We start from the raw sequence: 22,485 nt of genomic DNA, 5'->3' as shown, positions 1-22,485 counted from the left end.
CAAAATAATCTTATGAGAAAAATCCTGATCACCGCAGTTCTGTCGGGTTTAATAAGCTGCCATTCTTCCGAAAAAACGTCAGCCCAAGCTACGGTGCCCAATGAAACACTGATCGTTTCGGGCAAAGGGAAATTGTTTAATTTCAATCTCGAGACCAAAAAGCTTACCTGGCAATATATATCCAAAGAAGATACCCTGATCAACCGCAACCGTTTCACGTATGATGCAGAAAACATCTATATGCCCTTTGAAAGCGGGAGGATGATCGGAGCCGATATCAATTCCGGAAAGGTGGTCTGGGACCATAATTTCATCAATCCTTCCTATATGGCTACGGATCATGCTGGTAATATGGATGCCGCTGAAGATCATTCCGACAGGGATCTGGGGCCCATTTTTATGTCAAAACCCCTGGTTTCAGGCAATATGCTGTATATTGTTTCGGCAGGCAGGCCTGAGACGTTCAAATCTGATTTTTTTGTGATCGATACAAAAAATGGCAAAGTGATACGGACCAACCGGAATTCCACCAATTACAATTATTTTCAGCCTGTAGAAAACAAAGGGAATATTTACGTTAATTCTGCCGTGTTTTTAGATTTGCATTACCAATCGGGATCAGACAGGAACGGGATCAATGAGAATGCAGCATTTGAGCATACACTTTATACCCAGATGCAGACTTCCGGAAACCGCCTGCTGTTCGGTGACGACTACGGCAGGTTTTACGCCTGTGCCATCAATCAAGACGGTTTTGTGAATGCCGGAAGCAATTCCAGCCCCAGCAGTAATTATGCGAAGCGCGATCATTTTTTTGAATGGACGTACCAGTCGGAAAAATACCCGGGACTGGGAGACGGCCAGACCGCTTTGCTCAATGACCTTCTGATCGTCTGCAAGGAATCTGAAAACGAAAGCAAAATGGCCCTCATTGCCATTGACTCCGGATCTGGAAAAGAAAAATGGATGTTCCAGCCGGAGGACGTGATAAAAAACTGGCAGGTCGTGAATGAGAAAGCCATTACCGCCTATACCAAAAATAAAATATGGGTCCTGGATTCAGACGGGAAAGTTAATTTTGAGACTCCGATCGATCCTTCCCTGTACCCGGTTTCCAATATTGAAATCAATTCGAAAAATCAACTTTTATACATTTCAGGAAAAGGGATCGTTGCTGTTGACAGAAAGACAAAACGAGCTGCCTTGCTGATTGCCCATACCTTTTATCCGAGTTCCATTCCATTAAACCAAATTAAATATTTTGAAAAATAAAATCCTTATTCTTATCGGTACCGTAGTGATGGCCCATTCGGCTTTTGCCCAGACGGTGAATGATGTTCCTCTGAAAGACATTGATGTGGATTATATCCAGATCATCGGCACAGGGCGTACGCTGAGTACGAAAGTAAATGTGGAAATTGATTTCGGCCAGGAAACGAAATCTGTTTCTTTTAAAAACGGAACCAACATCAAAGATGAAAGAGGCCGGAACATGAAATTCAATTCCATGATGGATGCCCTTAATTTTATGTCTGCCAACGGCTTTTCCTTTCAGTTTGCCTATACCATGAATGATGAAAAAGATAAAGCTATTTATTACATTCTGAAGAAGAATAAATAATAGGGTAAGTACCGTAAGCCAATTGACGGTTTTTATAGCCTGTTTCAATATATTTCAAAAATAGTTTCTTGCAGGTTACGGTGACCGTGCAGGGTTTTACATGTATTCAATTCGCCGGATCTGAAAAAAGCGATGGAAGCAGGGTTAAAAACAGGATTTTGAAAATTTTTATAATTTTTTAAAACCAGATAAATCTTAAGATACATATGGGTAATCTCTGGCAATTGATAAAATAAATTGAATTTCAACCGTTTGAAAGCAATCCTATTTGCATGTGAGTTTATTTTTACGTATCTTTGTTTACTTATTAAAAGAAATCTCTGTCTTTACTTCTGTGATCGCTTAGCGATTTTATATATTCCGGGTTAATTTTTAGTTGCCTTATTTATCTTGATCACAAGGCATTCACATTAATAAAAGCACTCAGAAACCTTTAATAATACACGCTTCATGAAACTTATATAATATTCCGGAAGGCCTATTATCTGAGCTTGTCATGATCTGTAAAACAAGATAAACAGTAATTAATAATAAAATATATGGCGGATTCTTTCTCTAAAAAAGAAAATTTCAAGAAAAAAGTTCAAAAAGCAAAAGAGAAAGCTCAGAAGCGTGAAGAACGTAAGACGAGCAACAACAAAGGAAAAGGTCTTGATGACATGTTAATGTATGTAGATGCAAACGGTCAGCTGTCTTCAACACCTCCTGATCACGTAGATAAGGTTGAAATCGATCTTGACAATATCCAGTTGGGAGCTGCTCCGATTGAAGCAGAAGAAATCAGAAAAACAGGGATTGTTACCTTCTTCAGTGAAAAAGGGTATGGTTTCATTACCGAAGACAAATCGAAGGAAAATGTTTTCTTCCACAGCAACAACTGTACGGAGCTTGTGAAGAAAGGGAACAAGGTATCCTTTGAAAAAGAAAGATCACCTAAAGGGTTTTCTGCGGTTGATATCAAACTGGTTAAATAATTTTATACCATCTATCTTAACAAACATATACATAAAGCTCCGGACACGGAGCTTTATTTGTTTTTATTCATACAGTTGTTCCCGAATCCCGATTAAGCGTTTTGTAGTTTTTTCAAGGTGCGGCATTTCCGGCAGCGTAGAAACCGAATGGTAATGGTCAATCGACCGGATCAGGCCCTCAGCCTTTTTCATCACCTGTTCGTACGGGCAGTTCCCGGCTTTGATGTCGAGCAGTTCATCCCGGTTTTCCACCCGGATATTCAGTGAATTGGTTTTAAAAATCTGCTCACATGACTGCAGCAGACGGATCGTATGCATCATGTTCTTGCTGTCATAATTCTGCCCGTGCAGGCTGTTGACATTGTACCGGTCTTCATTGCGCTCCGCCACCCATTTCCAGTAGTCTTTGTAATCTTTGCAGTAGGTAGAGTAGGCGTCCAGGTTGCAGAACAGGTACGCCACCGGCTTTTCTTCTTTCGGGACCGATGAAACGGAAACCTGGTTGGCTTCTTCATGCTGCATAATCCCTTTGTAATGGAGGTCTCCGGAATGATCATAGAAAAGCGCATACATTCCTTTGGTATGTCCGATGCTTACCAGCCCGCACTGTTCCTGGGAAAGCCCATTCTTAGTTTCGGAGAAGCGGAATTCACGAAGCCACTGTTGTAACGGGACCGAACCCTGGCCCTCTAAAACATAACAGAAATCCATAACGGATTTTCTTTCCTTTTCTACCGGGTTCAGGATTTTTTTATTGAGCCCTTTGGCTTTTTTGATCTGCGAAATAGCATATCCGGCAAACGTATCCTTGCAGAGCTTCGACAGAAAATCTTCAGGTTTCAGCAGATCCATCAACGGATGTTTATGCTGAATACAATCTTCCGGGCTGGCCAGGACTTCCAGGATATTCGGGTTGTTTTTCTGCAGCAATTCTACCAACCGCCCAATCTCATAATACGTAATGTCATTTGTCTCATTGGAAACCTGCGGAACATAATTCAGCCCGAAGAAATCTTCTTTCGGCAAATAGTACACGCCCCGGATATCGGTATCCGAGTTTTCCGTGGCCAGGCCGAAAGCGCGGCTGCCGGAGATGGCTTCGAGGAGGATGAGGTTTTTGGTTTGAAAATTTTGTATGGTTATCATATTTCCATCATTTTATCGTAATTAGTTATTAGCTTTAATAAATATAACATGATTGTATCTATAAACCATTACGGCTTACAGTAATTTCTATTATTTCAAAAAATCCCCTTCAAAAACCTCCTGTAATCTTCCCTTATCATCAGTTCCTTTTCCACAAATAACTCATTCCTCAAATAGTCTACCTTTTCCTGGGTCACCGGATTAAAGCCTGTTTTGCTCATTTCTTTATTATAGATGCCGATACCGCGTTTCTGCCATGACGGGAGCATGTTGTAATTGATTCCGTATTGGAAAAGCAGTTCGTTCTTACCGGCCTGAGATAGTTTTTCAATCTTTTCCGTAGCTTGTGCTGCATTAAACCCTTTATTCCTTAACGTCCAGTAACAATACGCAGAAAGGGAATTCCGGTGGGCATCTTCCTGCCGCCAGCAAAAATAATCCAGCAGCATGTCCTGATTCGGAAAAGCAAGGGTCCGGCAGTCGAAAACGCATAGCTCCTGGAACTGCAGACTGAAGAAAGCACTGGCTTCCCCTGTCAGAACCGAATTGAATTTTCTTACTTTCCTGCTGAAGGTATGGTCGTCTTTATGAATCTGCAGAGAAATTTCATCACTTTGGGTATACCCGTACACAACCTTAAAACCGATGGTAAAAAGATGTTTCGTTGTATCAGTCATCACCCGGCTGAATTTTTTATCAAAGGGTTTTTCCAGTGAAAGCTTTTCCTTGGTCAGTTTAGTAAAGCCTTTTCCGTCCAGTCTTATGATAATGAAATTTTCCGGAAGGATGTACTGTTCCGAAAGGCTTTCATTTTTCCGCATTAAAGCTTCAATCTTTTCAAATTTCATAACTGCTGATTTCAAATGTATTATTTACGATTTTCACATTGAATATTTTATCAAACCCTTCTGTGAACAAAGGCTTTTCCAATTCTTTATATTTTGCTTTGATACCGATTTCATTGATGGGGGTCTTTTCTGTTTTTATTTCTTTCAAGACAATCCTGAATGTTGCTTTCAAAATAATAACCGATGATTTCATATTGGTTCCGTTCAGCAAGATGAATATATTTCCTTCTGCTTTCTGCCGTTACGTTGGTATTGTCAATCACCATTTTAGATTGGGTTTCAAAACCGTATTGCAGCAGCTTTCCTTCTTTATTGCGGGTACTCAGCAGATCCATGCTGATCCTGATGTGCGAATTGAAAAAAGTTCCTTGTAAAAGGAACTTTTCCGCTGGCGGGAATCCCGATGAAGATGATCATTTCCATTAATTTAGTTTTCAATACAGCTTTTTACAATTACCTTCAGTGCTTTTTCCGCATCGCAAGCATATAGACCTGAACACCATGCAGGATTTGCTTCAATCAAAGCCCAGCCTTTTCCTTTAATGATCCCGAAATCCAGGACAATGGCAACAGGTAGCGTTCCTTTATACTTTTGAATAAAATCATTAAAAAACACATACAGTTCTCTATGTTCGGTTCCGGAAAGCGGACCGGTGTCAAAAGCGTTATTCCGCCAATAGGAAGAGTGTGTTTTTATTTCGTTATGTAAAACAAAACAGCGCACTTCAAGTTCCCATTCCACCACCTCGGAAGTAAAGACCATCATTTCCGGATCCAGGGAATCAAAGCCTCTGATGTTCTTCACCTGGTCAAAAACGCCGGCTTTAAAGCTTTTAAAATCAGAACATTTAATGAAAATATTTTCTTCATGAACAAAATCCTTTAACGGGCCGTAAGAAATTTTACGTTTTGTAAAGGTTTCCGAAATCCTTGAAAGCCAGTTGTCATCAGGTTTGGTTAACGTAAGGCGGCACTGTTCCGCCACAATCTCCGCGTAAATATCTTCACCGTACACGGCAATCACATCAGTCCGGAACGCTTCCGGAACATTCCATTTTACATTGAAGCGGTTCAGTTCATAAGGTGAATTGAGCGATGCTTTTTTCAGGGTATTGCTGTCATCAGTGTAGATCGGAGACAGGGCGATAAGATTTTTCATAACGTCGGTTTTTAATGTGTTTTTTATTCTGTCACTTTTTCTGTCATTTCTTTTATTTTAGCTAAAGTATCTCCCGCTTTTCCCTTTAGAAGCATGTATTTTTTGGTTCTGGAAAATCGTTCGAAGAAATAGCTGTCTTCTTCAGTATTTATTTCTACCAGATAACCGCCGTACTGCAGAACGGTTTCCGCAATTATCTGCGGTAAATTTGTTGCTCCCGCAGTGCCGATGATAAAAAGAATTCCCGTATTTTTTGCCGCTTTTAATGCAGAATCCAGGAAGTACATTTTTTCATTGTACGATTCGTCAAACCATAGCGTATTCGGACGCAACCAGTCTCCGCAGTCCGGGCAGTGAAGCAGTTCAATATCTTTTGCTTTGAGGTCTTCCGTAAGCTCTTTGGACTGTAATCCCGAAGGCATAGGCATAATGCCGCAACATTCCGAAGCACACCGTACTGTCTGTTTGTTTCCGTGGATCTCAAATATATTTCTGCTTCCCGCTTTTTTATGAAGGCCGTCTACATTCTGGGTGATCAGTTGAAATTTGTCTTTCAGTGATTTCTCTATTTCGGCAAGGGCAAAATGTCCCTGTCCCGTATGTGCTGCATCAATCAGTTTTTTCCAGAATAGATTGTACTGCCAGACTTCTTCCTGGTTCCGGCTGAAATAGGCATAGGTTCCGAATTCTTCGGGCTTATGGTATTTTGTTCCTTTTATCCAGATCCCGTCGCTTCCGCGATAAGTAGGCAATCCGCTTTCTGACGAAATCCCGGCACCGGTGAGGAAAGTAAAAAGATTTCTTTTTTCCTTTTTGAAATTTTCCTGTATAAGTATCTCTAAAGCTGTTTCCATTGATTATAAATTTAAGATTTCCCTAAAAACCCTTTCCATTTCACTTTTATCCGCGTTTCCTCCTTTCAGACTCTTTGCCCGTTCTTCGTTCTCCTTTATCATTTCCTCCAGGAATCCGAAAAGTTCCCAGTCGTTCGGGTGAAAATAAGATTCTCCTCTGGTGGCTTTTAAAGCGATAAGATGTTCTATTTTGGACCTTGTGAAGTCATCCGTCAATACCAGAAGCTCACTGAACAAAACCGGCGGAACCGTTCCTTTGTCTAGGATCCATCTTCCGGTCAGTGCCGTACGGAGGCAGTAAAAATAACTTTTTAATTTTACTTCATCATGCCTGCAGGCTTCCAGGTATTTTTTGCTCATGCTCAAATAGTGGTAGGAAACCGCTATCGGAGAAAAGCAGGCTTCCGCCAGAGGTTTGAACAGTTCGTAAAAAGTTTCGTTTTTTACATAGACTATAGGAGAATAGAACCAGCTCAACAAGGCAGCATTCGATTTCAGCAAAAGATGAAAAGTCTTCCGAAGGTCCCATCCGGATCCGTCCAGGTCATCTTCCGTCATAAATTCTATAGTTTCGTCTTTGTCCCACGGCGAAAGGTACCAGTCTTTTTCGTGTCGGTAGATAAATCTTATATCATAATCGCTGTCAGGGGATGCAAAGCCCCAGGCCCGGCTTCCTGATTCTACAGCCAGCAGTATTTCTATGCCGCGTTTTTCTTCGGTTTCTTTTAGTTTTTCAAGTATTTTGGGTGTCATTGTTTTAATTTTATGGTACAAAATAACATGGGGTTTGCGCAATGTTTCTGCGCAGGCTGTATTTTTATTTGTTGTGCTTAAAAAAAAGCAAATTTTCTCTCCAGATCTGCTTGTTGTAAAGACGTAAAGAAAAGCAGCAAAGCTGTTGAGAAAGATTACGGATAGGCCTTCGCTTTATCAGATTATCAGGTTAGCGAGATGATCTACTCTTTGCTTATACAGACAGAAGAGAAAAACATTGCGTTAAATTATTTTAATTTTTCCAATATGCAACAACCATCTGAAATTTACGTAAAACGGTCTTTTCTTTGGCTTATCTAAAGAAAAAATTAGAATATTTCCTTTTTTATAGAAAGCAGTTTTTGTTTTTTAATCAATTGTAAATCAAAATATCTAAACTTTTGTACGATAATTGTATTTAATGTGACATCACCAATCTAAATTTTAATAATATGAAAAATTTAATAGCAGCAGCAGTATTTATAGCAGGCGGTCTAATTACGGTTTCTGCGCAGACAACACCCAAGACCAATACCAGTACCGGAACGACGAACAGTGGTACCGGAATTATGAATAACGGTACCAACAGTACATTAAGCGGAAATGGTACACTCAATAACGGAACCACCGGAACCATCAATAGTAATGGTGGTCTGAATACCGGTGCCGGAAACCTGAACACCGGAACCAATGGTACATTAAATAACGGAACTAATGGTACACTCAATACCGGAACTACCGGAACCATGAACAATAATGGGACTCTAAATACCGGAAGCAACAGTACGCTGAATACCGGTGCGGGAACTTTAAAAACCGGAACCAACAGTACGGTGAAATACGGAACAACCGGTACATTAAATACCAACGGAACGATGAATAACGGTACTCCCAAATAAAAAAAATACCGGAAAATAAAGAGCTAAAGTAACCGGTAAGCATAAAAAATCCCTTTCACACCTGAAAGGGATTTTTTATGCTTTCTAAGAACCCGTTAAATTTAATTTGAGGATATATGATCCTGTATTAAATACTTTCTGATCCAAGCCAATTATCTGAAAATCCTGGTGAAGCTGTCTTTTTCCAGGCTTTCCAGAGAAAAATCAAAATCGGCTTCCGCCCGGTCTGAAGTGATAACGGCCCCCAATTCTTCAACCAGGTGATTGAAAGACATCGGTTCGTACCATTGCTGATACAGGGCTTTGGTTGCCATTACGGAAACTTCGGAATTCCCTGAAACATGCGAGTGTCCCGCGCCGAAATTCAGCAAGACGAAACATTGTTTTCCGTCCTTCGGCAGTAACATTCCCAAAACCGTCTGCTTCTGAACGGAGTTGCACCTGGCTTCTGCAAAGAGGTTGTTTGGGTTCATCATATAATCGTAAGAAACGGCATCCCCTTTTCCGATAATGATTTTATACCCGCAGTCACTGCTTCCGCTGAACACATTGTTCATGACCAATGTTGGAGCGGCTAAACCGCTGTTGGCATAAAGGTATTCTACGGCACCTTTGGGCGCGGAAGTGATGTCCCCGGAATACATCAGCTGTCCTTCCTGCTGGTTATAGGCAGCATTCCAACCTATTTTTCCGGCAATATTCAGTCCTGAAAGATCCAGGTCATGCGCTCCCCAGGCATCTTCCCAATAAATGCCCACAGCGAGCCTTTCCCCGTAAAATCTCGTTCCGGTAGGGATATTTCCGACAAACATTTTTTCAGAAGCCGGCAGTCCGAACTCCACATCTTCAGGGAAATACATTTTCTTTCCCGAAAGATTGTATTTTGATTTCAGGTAATTCAGGATAAAACCGTAATTGGCTTCATTGACAGAAGCTGCCGTTGATTTCCCGGTCCATGATTTCCCATTCCTGATCCTGTACACAAAAGTATCCTGTCCGTACATCCTGGAATAGCAGGCAGACAATGCTCTGAACAAGGCAAACGGAGTGGCATTCTCCAGCCAGTGCAGGTCGATTTTTTCCAGCAATATACTGGTTGCATGATTCAGCGGGTTTGAAACCAAAGGCTGATGGTGGACTTTTGAAAGCTTAGAAATTCTATTAATGGTTTTCGGCACTTTGCTTTTGTAGGCTAAAAACAAAGGCTTGAACCGGTTGAAAATCTGGGCCAGTTTTTCCAGCTCAAAACTTTCAAACAGATAGGCCGGATTGAATTTGCTTACCTTAATCAAATTGATCAGTTCATCATTTTTGATCAACAGTGTGGTTCCTGTTGTTTTATAAATCACGTAACGGAAAAATTCAACCGGGTTTTCAGGATACATTTTATACCGGTCCGCAATTTTTATCACCGCTTCCTTATTCCTGATATTTTCTTTTCCTGTAAAATCATATTCTAATTCGTTATGCAAAATATGCAGCAGGTCATCAACGGTTTCTTCTTTCAGAGCAATCCCGGACTTGAGAAGGGAAAGGCATTTTTCCTGCATTTCTTCCTTTGTGTAGGCTTTGATCACTTTAAAAGTTAATTTCAGATCAGGAACATTCAGAATCTCATCCGGAATATATATATCGTTCTGAAAATTACTTCCGTACGTGGAAACATAATGGCTGATCTGCTCAGCCAGCAATTGGAATCTTGTGCTGTCCTTGATTTTCTTCCAGGATTTATGAAAGGTTTTGTTTAAATCATTCCCGTTCAGCTTTTCTTTCGCATAGTAAGAAATAATTTCTTTCTTCGCCCAAATGGCATCGGGTTCAATCACAAAACCCTCTTCCGAAATAAAGGCTTTTGCATCAGACTCTTTTGCCAGTACGGCATTGAATAATTTTAGTGTTTTCATTGTTTTACTGTTAAAAAAATAAGTGAGGAGTAGTTCTTTTAATGAAATGTATAGGAACTCCTTTTACCTACAGTTTTATAAAAAGTGGGGAGTAATTGCCAAATTTAGAGGAACTCCCGTTGCCTTAAGTTTTTTTAAAAAGGCGGAAAGTAAATGTGGGAAATCAAATAGGAACTTTCTTTGCCTTAAATTTTTTGACGAATGGAATCATTAATGATTAACCATTTAGGATAAACATTTCGTCACTTGAGGAGCAGGCAGGGCTCGAACCTGCGACACACAAACTTAATTCATAGGAACTTTTTGTGCCGGTAGCGAAAAGTATTTTTGTTGCTCTAACCAACTGAGCTACTGCTCCTGCCTTATGTTAAAAGCTTTCATAAATCCTGCAGGCTTTCATCTCTGCAAGGTTTGGCTATTAGTTTAGTTTGAAAAATTATGCTTTCCTGAACTTTTTCTTTTTCTTCCACGGTGCATTCTTCTGGACATCACCCGCCATGATACATCCGTAAGGCATCACCTCATCCAATACTTCACACAATCCGTATTCCTCAATCTGTGCCCGTACGTTTTTCGCGCTTTTATAAGCGGTCGGAAGCTCGGAAATATCGATTTCATTCGAGAAGAAACGGATATCCAGCCCCTGGGTTTCCTCGGCGAAGACTTCCTCGATGGCTTTATGGGCCAGTGACCTTTTATGCTGGCTTCTGCTGAAATTCCTTCCTGCTCCGTGCGGTGCAAACCCGAGATTTCTCCCGTTGGTGGTCCCCTGGACGATCAGCACCGGCTCAGCCATATTCAAAGGAATCAGTCTCGGTCCGGTAATATCCGGTAAAAACTTATCATCCAGCGGGGTGGCCCCTTTCGCATGATAGAACAGATCGCCGTCTTTAAAGACGAAATTATGTTCGTTCCAGTACCGGTCTTGCTTTTCCGTTTTCATTTTATTTAGGACCGCATCATGAATCGAAGTATGGTTTTCCTTAGTCCATGTTCTGATCAGCTGCAGCGCTTCCCAATACGACTTTCCTTCTTCCGTATCGTAGGGTATCCAGGCATTTTCCTTCAGTGTTTCCGGTGACATTTCCATCCTGAAACGGTTGGCCACCTTCATTCCTTTATCATACAGGGCAGCGCCCGGAGCTCTTGATCCGTGATGGGTTACCAGCATCGTGTTTCCGGTATTTTTTGAAATCCCCACGAACAGGAAATGGTTTCCGTCCCCCTGGGTACCCATATGCGAACGGGCAATGCTGATCAGCTTTTCATCATTCAGGAAATCATTTTCCCTGAAGGCATCCATCAGTTCCTGAGACATCTCCATCTGTTCCCCTCTCGGCCTTCCTCCGTATCCGAAATGCGTCACCGAATGAGCGGCATCCAGAACTTCTTTAGGATCAGCTTTACCCATATCGGTCAGCATCACCGAACAGCAGATATCCGCACTATGGAATCCCGGGTGGATCGCGTTTTTTGCCACCACGACACCTCCCACGGGAATATGGCCTGCCGGGCCTGTCGGACACGCATCCGGCATAATGGCACCTTCTATCAGGGTAGGGGTTTTCATCAGGACATTCATGGTTGTGATTACTTTTTCCACATTCTCCTGCTCGCTTTCATGCTCAGCCCTGATGTTGATGACAAACTCTTTCGCTTTTTCATGAAGCGGGATCAGCTCCGGCTGCCTGAACTGTTCCAAGTATTCCCGGATCTGGTTTTCATTCAATTTATTTTCGTTGATATGTGCAATGGCTTCTTTAAACCATTTCGCCGATCTATATCCTAATTCAATTAAGTGGTTTCCGTTAAATTCCATTTCTGTTGTTATTTTATAATGCAAAGTAACGGTGCAAGTGTGCAATGTTTTTGCGCAGATCAGATTAATTTGATTATTTTTGACAAAATTTTTAAAAATGCTATTGGAACAGATAAAAACGTCTCCTGAAACCATCCGGTTTAAAGAGGTGATCGCTTACATTGATGAACATTATAGCTTTACACCGACCCGCTTCGCCAACGGAAATACCGTCAATGAAGCGGATCAGAACAACGGCTCCTGCAAAGTGTTCAGCTTCGGAAAATTAAATAACCTGACTGAAGATGAGGTGTTAAGCCTTTTTGGTGACTTTTACAGGGAAGATGTCCTGAAAAACCCTGAAGGAACGGACCACCAGAATATCAGGAATTTTATGGAATCCGGCTGGGAAGGGATCTCTTTTGACGGGGAAGCTTTACGTAAGAAATAGTCTTTATGCAATTGCCAGAGCCGTCTCATCATAATTATTTCAAAACCGATTTGAATAATAATATATTAATAAAGTGAATTCTTCCTCGGTAAGAAACCGGAACAAAGTGAAGCCTGAAGCAGCCCGGCCCGGAGTGACCGGCTCCGAACCTGGCAGGTTTCAAAACCTGTCAGGTTCGGAGCCGGAAAACAAAGGGACACGCCCCAATAAAAAAAATAAAACCATGTCATCCAATAAAAATGCCCTGATCCGCTATAAAACGCTGGACCAATGCCTGAAAAACAAATACCGGAAATACACGCTGGAAGATCTAATCGACGAATGTTCCGAAGCCTTATTTGAATTTGAAGGGAAAGAATCCTTTGTAAGCAAACGGACCGTACAGCTCGATCTGCAGAACATGCGCAGCGAAAAGTTCGGGTACGAAGCGCCGATTGAAGTATATGAAAAAAAATACTACCGATACAGCGACCCGGAATACAGCATCCATAATATTTCCGTGAATGAAAGCGACCTGAAGGCGATGAATAATGCAGTGCAGATTCTAAAGCAGTTCAAGGATTTTTCAATGTTCAAGGAGATGAACGGGGTGATTCAAAAACTGGAAGATTCCATTCATGCCCGAAGCCCGAAATCAATTATCCACCTTGACAAAAATGAAAATCTGAAAGGCCTGGAGCATATTGATATCCTGTATGAAGCCATCCTGAATAAAAGGGTGCTGAATATCGTCTACAAAAGCTTCAAGGCAAAAGAATCCGACTGTTACATCGTCCATCCGCAACTGCTGAAAGAATACAATAACCGCTGGTTCCTGATCTGCTGGTGCAAAAATAAGATGTATAATCTGGCCCTTGACCGGATAGAAACGATTGCCGTTGAAGAGAAGATGGACTATATTGATAAGGATTTCGACTCTGACCGGTATTTCGGGGAAGTAATCGGGGTCACGGTTTCTGAAACACAGCGTCCGCAGAATGTTCTTTTTAAAATCAATGCTAAACATGCCCCGTATGTGAAAACAAAACCGTTTCACCATTCTCAGGAAATCATGGCGGAAGACGAAAGCGGAACCACATTTAAGATCTGTGTGCAGCTTAATTTCGAATTGGAACGGATGATTCTGGGGCTCGGCGAATTCATAACGGTGCTCAGGCCGGAAAAGCTCAGGAACCGGATTGAAAAAAGCCTGAAGGAGGCCTGCCGGAACTACCACCAGGAAGATCCTGAAAAACAGGGATGAGATAATGGCTCAGAAATTGTATTATCGGAATCATAAAATATAACAATTATGAAATCTAGAATACTGAAAGCGATAGTAGCCATAGTGGCTCCCTTGGTGATCGAATTTATTATTAAAAAAATCGCTGAGAAATTTGATGAGAAACCGGCGGCAGATAAAAAACAGATCCCGGTACATAATTTGGAGTAGTTCAATTAACAATTATAAAATAGGCTGTTGTTTTTCAACGGCCTGTTTTTATGGGCATAAACAGTTAGCGTTAGGTTTGTGGATTAAAGATTCTTAATCTGCTTCGCTGTTTTTATAATAACAGCTTTTCCGTTAATCCGGATGCTGAATTAAAATATCCTGAAAACCAAGCTCAGGCATTGTGGAATCACCTTGTTTCTTTTAACCTGAATCCTATTTAAATAAAATCATAGATGCCGTTTTTCCATCCCAGTACTTTGGAAGCATCTGCCTTCAGCCAGTTTTTAAGAATGGTGGCATACACTTTCCGGAAGTCTTCGGAATAGATCAAGTCGCCTTCATTTAAATTAGCCAAATCGGGAAGCGGATTTAAAAGCCCTTTTTTCTTTAAGCCGCCACTGATAAAAAACATCTGGTTAGCCGTCCCGTGGTCGGTCCCTTTGCTGGCATTCTGGGCCACCCGCCTCCCGAATTCTGAGAAGGTCATCAGCAGTATATCATCAAAGAGCCCGTTGCTTTTCATATCGGCAACAAAGGCTTTTACGGTTTCATTGATATCACCGAAAAGCTTCTGCTGCATGTCATTCTGATTCACATGCGTATCGAAACTTCCGACGGAAAGATAATACACTCTGGTATTGATGTCGGATTTTATTAAGGAAGCCACAGTTCTGAAATCTTTGCCCAACTGGGAATTGGGATAAGTCTGTTCCGTTTTTTTTGCTTTACTCTTTTCAAAAATATAGCCGGCATTATTGATGGTAGACCCTAACGTCTGGTATAAGTACGAAACCGTTTCGTCATCATGATGATGGTCATACAGCGATTTAAAGTATTTTTCCTGGCTGGTCTGGTAAAGCCTTTTCGGATCTTTGAAAGCAAATGCTTTATTCTGTCCGCCTTTTAAGGCCAGGCTCAGCATGTCATCGACTTCCAGTGCCTGGGTCGGGTGATCGCAACGGTAGCATTCTTCATCCAGAAACCTTCCGAGCCAGCCCGTTTCCAGGTATTCATCGCTTTTGCTGGCAGATTGCCAGATGTCCATACTTCGGAAATGGGATTTGTCAGGATTCGGGTAACCGACATTGTTCATCACCGAAAGTTCACCGTTGTCATACAGTTCTTTAAAATAGGAAAGGGCAGGGTTGATCCCCGTTTCATCATTCAATGATAAGGAATCTTTAATCGCAATGCTGTTCCTTTCTTTAAAATAAATATCATTCCGCACCGGGATAATGGTATTCAGTCCGTCATTTCCACCGGTAAACTGGAGCACGACCAGGATTTTCTGATTCGGTTCCAGGGCTTCATCAAAGGTCATGGCTTTCAGGAAATTCGGCATCAGTAGCGAAGCCGTGGCCAGTGAACTTATTTTAAGGAACTCTCTTCTTTTGATTAACATAACGGTTAGGTTTAAGTTAAGATATTAGGTTGACGTTTTACAGTCATATTTTAAAGGTCAGCTGAAATCTGCCGTCTGCTACCTGAAAATTACATTAACTGATATTCCGGGGTTGACATGATATTAATGATATTCATTTTCACACTGTTGTCCGAAAAGTTCTTTACCGAACCCATGTCCAGTGATGTCGAGCTCTGGATGAGGTATTCTTCAGCGCGTTTCCCTGTAAAAACTTTTTCAACCCGTGCCCAGTCGATGGTGATATTCGGGCTTTTAAAGGTTTTGTTCAGGGCTGTTTCACGGGATTTGAGTCCCATGTCAATATCGTCATCCGGTCTCGGGGAATATTCCAGCGGCCGTAATCCCGACCAGATCTGGGGAATCTGAAGCCTGAGCATCAGCGTAGAGCTGTCTATCCAAGACTTGCCATTGGGCCATCCTGAAACATTCGGCGGATTCAGGAGCATCTGCCCCAACAATTTCTGGTATACAATCAGGTTCTCCGGATTCCGGATGTCCATAGGAAGGGTTCTCATCATGCCGGCCATGAGTTCGACAGGAGATTTTATCCGGTTGCCGATATTTTTCCTGTCATAAAACCATTTGCTTGAAAAAATCTCAATCATCAGCTTTCTGATGTCGTAACCGGACTGGTAAAAATTTTCACTCAGTTTTTGTATGATGCCTTCATCAGGTGTATCATTGACAAAAAACCGGTAGATCTTTGCCGTAATGAACCGGGAAGTCGCTTGCTGTTCCAGAATGAGGTTTAGGGCATCTGTTCCGGTAAAGTTTCCGGTCTTTCCGAGAAATGTTTTTATGCCTTCGTCATGAAGTTTGCCTCTTTCTATAAAATTGCCTTCCTTGTCATAGCCCCATCCGGTAAACGCTCTTGCCCCTTCCCGGATGTCATTTTCGGTATAGTTTCCCCGTCCCATGGTGAAGAGTTCCATGACTTCCCTTGCAAAATTTTCATTCGGATGGTCTTTTTTATTCTGCTGGTTGTTCAGGAAATTCAGCATCGCGGGAGCCTGGCTCACTTCAAACAAGAGATCTTTGAAATTTCCCATTGCATTTTTCCGGATGATATTTAAAATCTGCCTGTTGAACCTAGGGTTCTGTCCCCTTGAAGCAAAATGCCCGTGCCAGAAAAATGCCATCTTTTCTTTCATCTGTTCCCTGCTGTGGACCATTCTGTCGAGAAAATTCAGATTTAGTTCTTCATTTTGCTGGCGGATGATCTTCTGCATCTGTTTTTTCTTTTCAGCAGGAGAAGGGTCATTCATGTATTCTGCCGTTTCTGTATCCGGAGTTTCATAACTGATATCCGTGAATCCATCTTCTTTCAGCAGATCACTCAAAAGCGTTCCGGTATCTTTATTTTTAAGATCTTCTAACTGGCTGAGGTCTGCTCCGAAGCCCGCGCGCCAGAGAAGATGTTTATTGTTAATGAATGATGATGGTATCATACGTATGATTTGTGTTTTGATGTTTCAGCAGATAGAAGGTTAAAATTAATAACGGTTAAGAATTGTTAATAGTATTGCTTTCTTCCGTATTTTGTCCGGAGGCAACCCTAAAGATGTATGTCATTCATTAAAAAAATATTAAACAGGCATTTAAATTTTAATGAATTGACAGTCATTGTTTTATATTACCAAGAGCTATTGGGTTTGAAAAAAAGGCTTTCATTGGCACGATTTTTACATCTGTCAGCTTAGCAAAATTTAAAAATCAGAAGTATGAAAATGTTTAAACAGGCAATAGTACTGGCCGGACTTTTAACAGCAGGTGTGGTGAGTGCTCAGAGTGCACAGATGAACAACATGATTAAAGTGGGAGCGAATGTTGGTTTAGCGGTTCCTTCGGATAACCTGTCTGCTGCCGTAGGCGTAGATGTATCCTATCAGAACCTAATAACGCCGGGCTTCGGACTGGGTATTGCCACAGGATACACCCATTATTTTGGGAAAGAAAACAACGGATATGATAATAATGATGTAGGGGTTGTTCCTGTAGCGGCTTTAATCAGAATTTATCCTAAGCAGATGGGATTCTATTTCGGGACCGACTTAGGGTACGGATTTTTAGTAGGTGACGATAAGGTAGCCACTAATTCTTCAATGGACAGGCCAAACGGCGGTTTTTACATCAAGCCTGAAATAGGGTACCACAACCAGGACTGGAATTTCTTTGTACAGTATCAGAAAGTATTTGTAGGAAGCAAAGGGGATATGCCTAATCAGGACTACAATGTAGGTAACATTGGTGTAGGGTTTTCTTACAATATTCCACTAGGAAAATAGTTAGACTTTATATAAGTAATTATTAACCAAGCCTTTTCGAGTTTTTGAAAAGGTTTTTTACTTACAGCGGGCATTTACAAAAAGTATTATTATATTTGATAAAATTTGAGGTTATGATTTTAAATCCAAAATTTCCACTTTATTTACCGGGAGTAAAAAACGGTAGCAATGACAATGTTTCTATCATTGGCGCAAACCTTCGTGAAGACGTGACAACTTTAGGCTATTTTGTTTCCGGTAACGGAGGTCTTGAGATTAAAATCCAACAAAGTTATCCTACTAAAGAATACGCTGATTTTTCAGATATTTTAAAAAAGTTTATGCAGGATAACCAGCTGGAAAATATAAAAAGATTCGGTATGGCGGTCCCGGGGCCGGTACTTAACGGAAAAAGCCGTCCCGAAAGACTGGGATGGGACCTTGATATGGAAGCATATTCCAGAGATTTCGGATTTGAAAAAGTAGATATGCTGAATGACCAGGAAGCTTCAGCTTACGGCATGGCCCTTCTGGAAGATAATGATCTGGACCCGATATATACCAGCGGACACCTGGAGAAAGGCAACGTGGCTATTTTGGCGCCGGGGAACGGTCTGGGTGAAGCCGGATATTTCTTTGACGGAAAATACCTGAGGCCATTTGCTTCAGAAGGAGGACACTCTGAATTTTCTCCGAGAACCACCGTTGAGGTAGAATTTTACCAGTTCCTAAATAATCTCTACGGGATCGTGAGCTGGGAAAATGTATTGTCCAAATCCGGGCTCTTTAATATCTACAGATTCCTGAGGGATGTTAAAAGACATCCTGAACCGGAATGGCTGGCAGAAAAGATAAACAATGGGAATTTCCTCCAGGAAATCTACAAGGCAGCCGTTGAAGATGATGTGCTGATCTGTAAAATTGCTCTGGATACCTTCCTTGAATTTTTAGCAAGAGAAGCCAACAACCTTACCCTAAAGCTTAAAGCGACAGGCGGCCTGTTGATTTCAGGGGACATTCCGCAGGAAATCAGGGCTTACATCAATAAAGATAAGTTCTACGAAAAATATAAGATCAGCGATAAAATGGAAGAGATGCTCAAAAACATCCCGATCTACCTGATCAAGCAGGACCAGACCGCCCTCAATGGTGTGGCATTGTATACTGCTTATTATGAAGAATAAATTAAACTCCGGATTACCCGGAGTTTTTTGTGCAATAACAGGCAATGATATCATTTATGAAAATAATTGTATTTATTGATATACATCAAGATTGAGTATCGAAACAGTTGACTACATTTGCAGCAGTAAATAATAAACAAGTACATAACTTTTATTTCAAATGAAAAAAATATTTTTATTAGCGGTATTGGCCGGCGGACTGGCTTTCGGACAGAACAAAAAAGTAATCGCTTCTGATGTTCAGTGGTGGGGGTATAAGATTGCAAAGTCTGAAGCCAGCGCTCACAACGGGACGGTAAAAGTGAAAAACGGAGAAATGATGATGAAAGGAAACCAGTTGGTTGGAGGCGCTTTCGTATTAGACATGACTTCCATCAATGCTACTGACCTTACCGGTGAATACCAGCAGAAACTGAACGGTCACCTTAAAAACGGAGACTTTTTTGAAGTTGAAAAATTCCCGACAGCAACTTTCAAGATTACGGGCGTAAAGAAAAACAACGATAAAGTGTACAATTCTTTGGTGTCCGGTAATTTAACAGTTAAAGGAAAAACCAACGCAGTTTCTTTCCCGGCTAAAATTACGTATGCCAACGGAACGGTAACCCTGGCTTCAAAGAAATTCACGATTGACAGACAGAAATTTGATGTTACCTATAAATCCACAATGCAGGATGTTCTTGTGAAAGATGACATCGATATGCTTGTAAAAGTAACAGCAAAATAATTTAATCAAAAAAAGATTGTTAAAAGTGTAGAAGTTCTGCACTTTTTTTTATTTTTGTTGAATTGTAAATAAAAAAAATGAAAAGATTACTATTGTTTGCGATGATGTGCATCAGCATATCATTTGTTTTCGCCCAGAAGAAAGGAGATAAGGTGGTAAAAGTAACATCATCGGAAATCAGATGGTGGGGTTATAAAGTGGTGAAAACGGTTCCTACATCACATTCCGGGACTGTAAAACTGAAAAGCGGAAAATTTACTTTTGATAAAACGGTTTTGGTAGACGGTGAATTTGTGATTGATATGAAATCTATCATGGCAGGGGACGTTTCAGATGAAGATCAGGTAAAACTGACCAATGACCTTAAAAGCACCAACTTTTTCGAGGTTAAAAAATTCCCTCTTGCGAAATTCCACCTGACGAAAATTATTCCTCTGGCAAACAGCGAATACAATTCTACAGTATACGGAGATATCACGATCAAAGGTGTGAGAAAAACCATTACTTTCCCTGCAAACGTTTATATTACTCAGTTTACGGTTGTGATCGAGTCTGCGAAGTTCTCATTAAACAGAAGAGACTTCAAGGTATTCTACCAGTCTTCACTGAAAGATTATTTTATCAAAAACGAAATGGATATCCAGTTCAAGCTTTCAACGGAAAAGCTGGATAATGAAAACAGGGCTCCAAAGAAGAAAGGATAAATAATATAGGATCTTTAAAAAATAAAATGAGCGGTTTCTTTAGGAGCCGCTTATTTTTTGTCTGATTTTTTTTATTTTAGTATCATGAAAATTTATGTCGTAAGCGGCCTTGGTGCAGATTTCACCGTGCTGGAGAAACTTCAGTTCCCGCAACATCATGAAGTGGTTTTTATAGATTGGCTCATTCCCCTGCCGAATGAGGGGTTTACAGATTATGCCGGGAGAATGGCCGAAAAGATTGACGATTCAGAACCTTTTTACCTTTTAGGGTATTCGTTTGGCGGAATCATGGTTCAGGAAATACATAAAATAAAGCCTGCCCGGAAAGTCGTTATCCTGGGAAGTATAAAATCAGATAAAGAAAAATCCCGCTTGATACGAACCGGACAGATTACCAGGATTCCTAAAATACTGCCGCTGGGTTTATTCAATGAAAAAGCGGCCAATGTTTATGGTGTGGTCAGAAAACTTTTTGATCCCAAAAATCCCAAGCTGATGCAGTATTTTAAAGTGAGAGACCCCTATTATCTTAAGTGGTCCGTCGAAAAAATATCAGACTGGATGTGTGAGGAGAATCCGGAAGTCATTCAGATTCTTGGAGACCGTGATATTGTTTTCCCTGTAAAAAATTCTAAACCTGATTATATTATCAAAGGAGGCACCCATCTCTTCCCGGCAACAAAATGTAAGGAAGTGTCTGAAATTTTAGGGGTAGTACTTGAATAAATTGATTTTATTTCTGTTTAAATTAAAAATTATAGGGGTTTTATATTAAAATATGTGTTTTTATAAAAATTATGCTTACTTTTGAAAGGGGTAAAATTAATTTTTATGAAAGTAGGACTGAAATGGATTGTTTCGTTTTCCATCATTACACTGGTTGCTGTCGGAGGATTATTCTGGAGCCCTGTTGCCGACGTTCCGAATACGGGAGCATTTTTATCGGAAGATAAAATTGTAGGGGCGGATGTTGCCTGGATTCTGGCCGCCGCCGGTCTGGTTTTATTGATGACTCCCGGGCTGTCATTTTTTTACGGAGGCATGGTAGGAAAGAAAAATGTGATTTCCACCATGCTTCAGAGCTTTATTGCATTGGGGGTTATTTCCATCGTATGGGTGGTCATCGGTTTTTCACTTTCCTTTGGTGATTCGGTCGGGTTTACAGTGAATGGCGAACATTACGGAATTATCGGCAATCCGTTAAGTTATCCGTTTTTCAGCAGAGTGGGGGTTTTGCCTCACAAAACGATGGCTTCTACAATTCCGTTTGTACTTTTTGCTTTGTTTCAGATGAAATTTGCCGTGATTACTCCGGCTTTGATTACAGGATCTTTTGCTGAAAGGGTCCGCTTTGTCTCTTATCTTTTATTTATGGTGCTGTTCAGCATTTTCATCTATACGCCGCTTTGCCATATGGTCTGGCATCCGGACGGGCTGTTGAACAAATATTTCGGGGTTAAAGACTTCGCGGGAGGAACGGTTGTTCACATGAGTGCCGGTTTTGCCGCATTGGCAGGAGCTTTGGTGGTCGGGAACCGGAAAAAGCCGCATCATGAGCCATCGAATATATCTTACGTATTATTGGGGACAGGAATGCTTTGGTTCGGCTGGTTCGGGTTCAATGCCGGTTCGGCTTTAAGTGCCAATGCAACGGCCGCCATGGCCTTCGGGACCACAACGATTGCTTCGGGTTCGGCCATGATGACATGGATCTTTTTTGACAGAATCAACGGAAGGAAAGTTTCTGCTTTGGGAGCCTGTATCGGTGCGGTTGTGGGGCTGGTGGCCATCACTCCGGGCTGCGGATTTGTGTCGATCCCGGAAAGTATTTTTATCGGATTCATTTCTGCTATTGTCTCAAACCTGATGGTGAACTGGGAAAAGCTTAAAAAAATCGACGATACGCTGGATGTTTTTGCCTGTCACGGCGTTGGCGGGATCATGGGAATGATTTTGACGGCTATTTTTGCCCATGGTGAAAATGCCAGTCTCCTGCACGGCGGGATTGAGGTTTTTGCACATCATATGATGGCTTTGGTCCTGGTATCGTTATTTGCTTTTTTCGGGTCATTGATTTTGTATAAAATTACCGATAAGATCATCACGTTGAGGGTTTCTGAAGCGTCTGAAGAGCTCGGTCTGGACATTTCCCAGCATGAAGAAAGTCTTTGTTGAAAAGCGGATCATCAGCGGTGGATTCTGTTTTACAGGTGAATTCAAAAAAAACGCAGCAAAAAGAATTGACGATTTGTAAAAATTACGTTATCTACAGTGTTCATATAGTTTTAATTAGAAAGCCGGAGGTGATTTTTCATCTCCGGCTTTTGCATTTCGATTTATCGTG

23 protein-coding genes and 1 tRNA gene are annotated in these 22,485 nt (G+C 41.2%); 13 read left to right on the top strand and 11 right to left on the bottom strand.

Features of this window, described 5'->3' with window-relative positions; translation table 11 throughout:
• The first annotated feature begins 12 nt into the window (after positions 1 to 12).
• From H561_RS0106255 to H561_RS0106240, 3 genes are all read left to right on the top strand, one after another.
• Positions 13 to 1,272, top strand: coding sequence for an outer membrane protein assembly factor BamB family protein (locus tag H561_RS0106255; RefSeq protein ID WP_027386230.1), 1,260 nt, complete (start codon positions 13 to 15; stop codon positions 1,270 to 1,272).
• A complete protein-coding gene (locus H561_RS0106250) occupies positions 1,262 to 1,621 on the top strand; it encodes a hypothetical protein (RefSeq protein ID WP_228372226.1) in 360 nt (119 codons plus the stop codon). Before H561_RS0106255 ends, H561_RS0106250 begins: the two co-directional genes overlap by 11 nt.
• 539 nt (positions 1,622 to 2,160) lie before the next feature.
• Positions 2,161 to 2,595 carry a cold shock domain-containing protein gene (locus H561_RS0106240; protein ID WP_027386228.1) on the top strand — a complete coding sequence of 145 codons (435 nt, stop codon included), beginning with the start codon at positions 2,161 to 2,163 and terminating at the stop codon, positions 2,593 to 2,595.
• Between the two features lie 63 nt (positions 2,596 to 2,658).
• On the opposite strand, the gene H561_RS0106235 is transcribed toward H561_RS0106240, so the two are convergent.
• From H561_RS0106235 to H561_RS0106210, 6 genes are all read right to left on the bottom strand, one after another.
• Positions 2,659 to 3,738: a nucleotidyltransferase domain-containing protein gene (locus tag H561_RS0106235; RefSeq protein WP_027386227.1), complete on the bottom strand. Its 1,080-nt coding sequence runs from the start codon at positions 3,736 to 3,738 to the stop codon at positions 2,659 to 2,661.
• Positions 3,739 to 3,836: 98 nt separating this feature from the next.
• Positions 3,837 to 4,589 carry a tRNA(His) guanylyltransferase Thg1 family protein gene (locus tag H561_RS0106230; RefSeq protein ID WP_027386226.1) on the bottom strand — a complete coding sequence of 251 codons (753 nt, stop codon included), beginning with the start codon at positions 4,587 to 4,589 and terminating at the stop codon, positions 3,837 to 3,839.
• Positions 4,590 to 4,699: 110 nt separating this feature from the next.
• Positions 4,700 to 4,924, bottom strand: a complete 225-nt coding sequence (locus H561_RS23250; protein WP_051349318.1) for an AAA family ATPase — start codon at positions 4,922 to 4,924, stop codon at positions 4,700 to 4,702.
• 92 nt (positions 4,925 to 5,016) lie between these two features.
• Positions 5,017 to 5,748 carry an ATP-grasp domain-containing protein gene (locus tag H561_RS0106220; RefSeq protein WP_027386225.1) on the bottom strand — a complete coding sequence of 244 codons (732 nt, stop codon included), beginning with the start codon at positions 5,746 to 5,748 and terminating at the stop codon, positions 5,017 to 5,019.
• A 23-nt stretch (positions 5,749 to 5,771) separates the two neighbouring features.
• Positions 5,772 to 6,602 (bottom strand): SIR2 family NAD-dependent protein deacylase, encoded by an 831-nt coding sequence (locus H561_RS0106215; protein ID WP_027386224.1) that lies wholly within the window; start codon positions 6,600 to 6,602, stop codon positions 5,772 to 5,774.
• A 3-nt stretch (positions 6,603 to 6,605) separates the two neighbouring features.
• Positions 6,606 to 7,355, bottom strand: coding sequence for a nucleotidyltransferase domain-containing protein (locus H561_RS0106210; RefSeq protein ID WP_027386223.1), 750 nt, complete (start codon positions 7,353 to 7,355; stop codon positions 6,606 to 6,608).
• Between the two features lie 452 nt (positions 7,356 to 7,807).
• Between H561_RS0106210 and H561_RS22130 the strand changes: the two genes are divergently transcribed.
• Entirely contained in the window at positions 7,808 to 8,254 is a 447-nt protein-coding gene (locus tag H561_RS22130; RefSeq protein WP_051349317.1) for a hypothetical protein, read from the top strand.
• 152 nt (positions 8,255 to 8,406) lie between these two features.
• Here the strand turns inward: H561_RS22130 and H561_RS0106200 are convergent, their stop codons facing one another.
• The 3 genes from H561_RS0106200 to H561_RS0106195 all read right to left on the bottom strand — a co-directional run bounded on the left by H561_RS0106200 (position 8,407) and on the right by H561_RS0106195 (position 11,977).
• The gene (locus H561_RS0106200) at positions 8,407 to 10,158 is read right to left on the bottom strand and encodes a lipocalin/fatty acid-binding family protein (RefSeq protein WP_027386222.1); all 1,752 of its coding nucleotides are present in this window, start codon (positions 10,156 to 10,158) and stop codon (positions 8,407 to 8,409) included.
• A gap of 249 nt (positions 10,159 to 10,407) precedes the next feature.
• Positions 10,408 to 10,516, bottom strand: a tRNA-OTHER gene (locus H561_RS23890).
• A gap of 78 nt (positions 10,517 to 10,594) precedes the next feature.
• Complete coding sequence (locus tag H561_RS0106195; protein ID WP_027386221.1) at positions 10,595 to 11,977, bottom strand: RtcB family protein; 1,383 nt, start codon at positions 11,975 to 11,977, stop codon at positions 10,595 to 10,597.
• Positions 11,978 to 12,074: 97 nt separating this feature from the next.
• Here H561_RS0106195 and H561_RS0106190 point away from each other — a divergent pair, with 97 nt between their 5' ends.
• The 3 genes from H561_RS0106190 to H561_RS24155 all read left to right on the top strand — a co-directional run bounded on the left by H561_RS0106190 (position 12,075) and on the right by H561_RS24155 (position 13,839).
• A complete protein-coding gene (locus tag H561_RS0106190) occupies positions 12,075 to 12,407 on the top strand; it encodes a HopJ type III effector protein (RefSeq protein ID WP_027386220.1) in 333 nt (110 codons plus the stop codon).
• A 223-nt stretch (positions 12,408 to 12,630) separates the two neighbouring features.
• Entirely contained in the window at positions 12,631 to 13,650 is a 1,020-nt protein-coding gene (locus H561_RS0106185; protein ID WP_027386219.1) for a helix-turn-helix transcriptional regulator, read from the top strand.
• A 48-nt stretch (positions 13,651 to 13,698) separates the two neighbouring features.
• Entirely contained in the window at positions 13,699 to 13,839 is a 141-nt protein-coding gene (locus tag H561_RS24155; protein WP_170207310.1) for a hypothetical protein, read from the top strand.
• A 217-nt stretch (positions 13,840 to 14,056) separates the two neighbouring features.
• On the opposite strand, the gene H561_RS0106175 is transcribed toward H561_RS24155, so the two are convergent.
• Both H561_RS0106175 and H561_RS0106170 read right to left on the bottom strand, forming a co-directional pair.
• Positions 14,057 to 15,241 carry a DUF1501 domain-containing protein gene (locus H561_RS0106175; protein ID WP_027386218.1) on the bottom strand — a complete coding sequence of 395 codons (1,185 nt, stop codon included), beginning with the start codon at positions 15,239 to 15,241 and terminating at the stop codon, positions 14,057 to 14,059.
• Positions 15,242 to 15,330: 89 nt separating this feature from the next.
• Positions 15,331 to 16,710, bottom strand: coding sequence for a DUF1800 domain-containing protein (locus H561_RS0106170; protein WP_081411640.1), 1,380 nt, complete (start codon positions 16,708 to 16,710; stop codon positions 15,331 to 15,333).
• A gap of 273 nt (positions 16,711 to 16,983) precedes the next feature.
• On the opposite strand from H561_RS0106170, the gene H561_RS0106165 reads away from it, so the two are divergent.
• The 6 genes from H561_RS0106165 (at position 16,984) to H561_RS0106140 (ending at position 22,316) form a co-directional block, all read left to right on the top strand.
• The gene (locus H561_RS0106165; protein ID WP_027386216.1) at positions 16,984 to 17,547 is read left to right on the top strand and encodes a membrane protein; all 564 of its coding nucleotides are present in this window, start codon (positions 16,984 to 16,986) and stop codon (positions 17,545 to 17,547) included.
• Between the two features lie 113 nt (positions 17,548 to 17,660).
• Positions 17,661 to 18,710, top strand: coding sequence for a glucokinase (locus tag H561_RS0106160; RefSeq protein ID WP_027386215.1), 1,050 nt, complete (start codon positions 17,661 to 17,663; stop codon positions 18,708 to 18,710).
• A gap of 160 nt (positions 18,711 to 18,870) precedes the next feature.
• Positions 18,871 to 19,437, top strand: coding sequence for a YceI family protein (locus H561_RS0106155; protein WP_027386214.1), 567 nt, complete (start codon positions 18,871 to 18,873; stop codon positions 19,435 to 19,437).
• Positions 19,438 to 19,514: 77 nt separating this feature from the next.
• Positions 19,515 to 20,141, top strand: a complete 627-nt coding sequence (locus H561_RS0106150) for a YceI family protein (RefSeq protein WP_027386213.1) — start codon at positions 19,515 to 19,517, stop codon at positions 20,139 to 20,141.
• Between the two features lie 84 nt (positions 20,142 to 20,225).
• Positions 20,226 to 20,867 (top strand): alpha/beta hydrolase, encoded by a 642-nt coding sequence (locus tag H561_RS0106145; protein WP_027386212.1) that lies wholly within the window; start codon positions 20,226 to 20,228, stop codon positions 20,865 to 20,867.
• Positions 20,868 to 20,972: 105 nt separating this feature from the next.
• Complete coding sequence (locus H561_RS0106140; RefSeq protein ID WP_027386211.1) at positions 20,973 to 22,316, top strand: ammonium transporter; 1,344 nt, start codon at positions 20,973 to 20,975, stop codon at positions 22,314 to 22,316.
• Positions 22,317 to 22,485 lie beyond the last annotated feature (169 nt).

The sequence above is a fragment of the Chryseobacterium gregarium DSM 19109 genome, from assembly GCF_000430845.1.
GTDB lineage: Bacteria > Bacteroidota > Bacteroidia > Flavobacteriales > Weeksellaceae > Chryseobacterium > Chryseobacterium gregarium.
This window is presented reverse-complemented; position numbering and strand designations above follow the sequence as displayed.

Bases quoted from the DNA above. Each gene is read 5' to 3' on its own strand.
- H561_RS0106255 (WP_027386230.1), top strand. From the start codon at position 13: ATGAGAAAAATCCTGATCACCGCAGTTCTGTCGGGTTTAATAAGCTGC.
- H561_RS0106240 (WP_027386228.1), top strand. From the start codon at position 2,161: ATGGCGGATTCTTTCTCTAAAAAAGAAAATTTCAAGAAAAAAGTTCAA.
- H561_RS0106230 (WP_027386226.1), bottom strand. From the start codon at position 4,589: ATGAAATTTGAAAAGATTGAAGCTTTAATGCGGAAAAATGAAAGCCTT.
- H561_RS23250 (WP_051349318.1), bottom strand. From the start codon at position 4,924: ATGGATCTGCTGAGTACCCGCAATAAAGAAGGAAAGCTGCTGCAATAC.
- H561_RS0106220 (WP_027386225.1), bottom strand. From the start codon at position 5,748: ATGAAAAATCTTATCGCCCTGTCTCCGATCTACACTGATGACAGCAAT.
- H561_RS0106215 (WP_027386224.1), bottom strand. From the start codon at position 6,602: ATGGAAACAGCTTTAGAGATACTTATACAGGAAAATTTCAAAAAGGAA.
- H561_RS0106210 (WP_027386223.1), bottom strand. From the start codon at position 7,355: ATGACACCCAAAATACTTGAAAAACTAAAAGAAACCGAAGAAAAACGC.
- H561_RS22130 (WP_051349317.1), top strand. From the start codon at position 7,808: ATGAAAAATTTAATAGCAGCAGCAGTATTTATAGCAGGCGGTCTAATT.
- H561_RS0106200 (WP_027386222.1), bottom strand. From the start codon at position 10,158: ATGAAAACACTAAAATTATTCAATGCCGTACTGGCAAAAGAGTCTGAT.
- H561_RS0106195 (WP_027386221.1), bottom strand. From the start codon at position 11,977: ATGGAATTTAACGGAAACCACTTAATTGAATTAGGATATAGATCGGCG.
- H561_RS0106190 (WP_027386220.1), top strand. From the start codon at position 12,075: ATGCTATTGGAACAGATAAAAACGTCTCCTGAAACCATCCGGTTTAAA.
- H561_RS0106185 (WP_027386219.1), top strand. From the start codon at position 12,631: ATGTCATCCAATAAAAATGCCCTGATCCGCTATAAAACGCTGGACCAA.
- H561_RS24155 (WP_170207310.1), top strand. From the start codon at position 13,699: ATGAAATCTAGAATACTGAAAGCGATAGTAGCCATAGTGGCTCCCTTG.
- H561_RS0106175 (WP_027386218.1), bottom strand. From the start codon at position 15,241: ATGTTAATCAAAAGAAGAGAGTTCCTTAAAATAAGTTCACTGGCCACG.
- H561_RS0106170 (WP_081411640.1), bottom strand. From the start codon at position 16,710: ATGATACCATCATCATTCATTAACAATAAACATCTTCTCTGGCGCGCG.
- H561_RS0106165 (WP_027386216.1), top strand. From the start codon at position 16,984: ATGAAAATGTTTAAACAGGCAATAGTACTGGCCGGACTTTTAACAGCA.
- H561_RS0106160 (WP_027386215.1), top strand. From the start codon at position 17,661: ATGATTTTAAATCCAAAATTTCCACTTTATTTACCGGGAGTAAAAAAC.
- H561_RS0106155 (WP_027386214.1), top strand. From the start codon at position 18,871: ATGAAAAAAATATTTTTATTAGCGGTATTGGCCGGCGGACTGGCTTTC.
- H561_RS0106150 (WP_027386213.1), top strand. From the start codon at position 19,515: ATGAAAAGATTACTATTGTTTGCGATGATGTGCATCAGCATATCATTT.
- H561_RS0106145 (WP_027386212.1), top strand. From the start codon at position 20,226: ATGAAAATTTATGTCGTAAGCGGCCTTGGTGCAGATTTCACCGTGCTG.
- H561_RS0106140 (WP_027386211.1), top strand. From the start codon at position 20,973: ATGAAAGTAGGACTGAAATGGATTGTTTCGTTTTCCATCATTACACTG.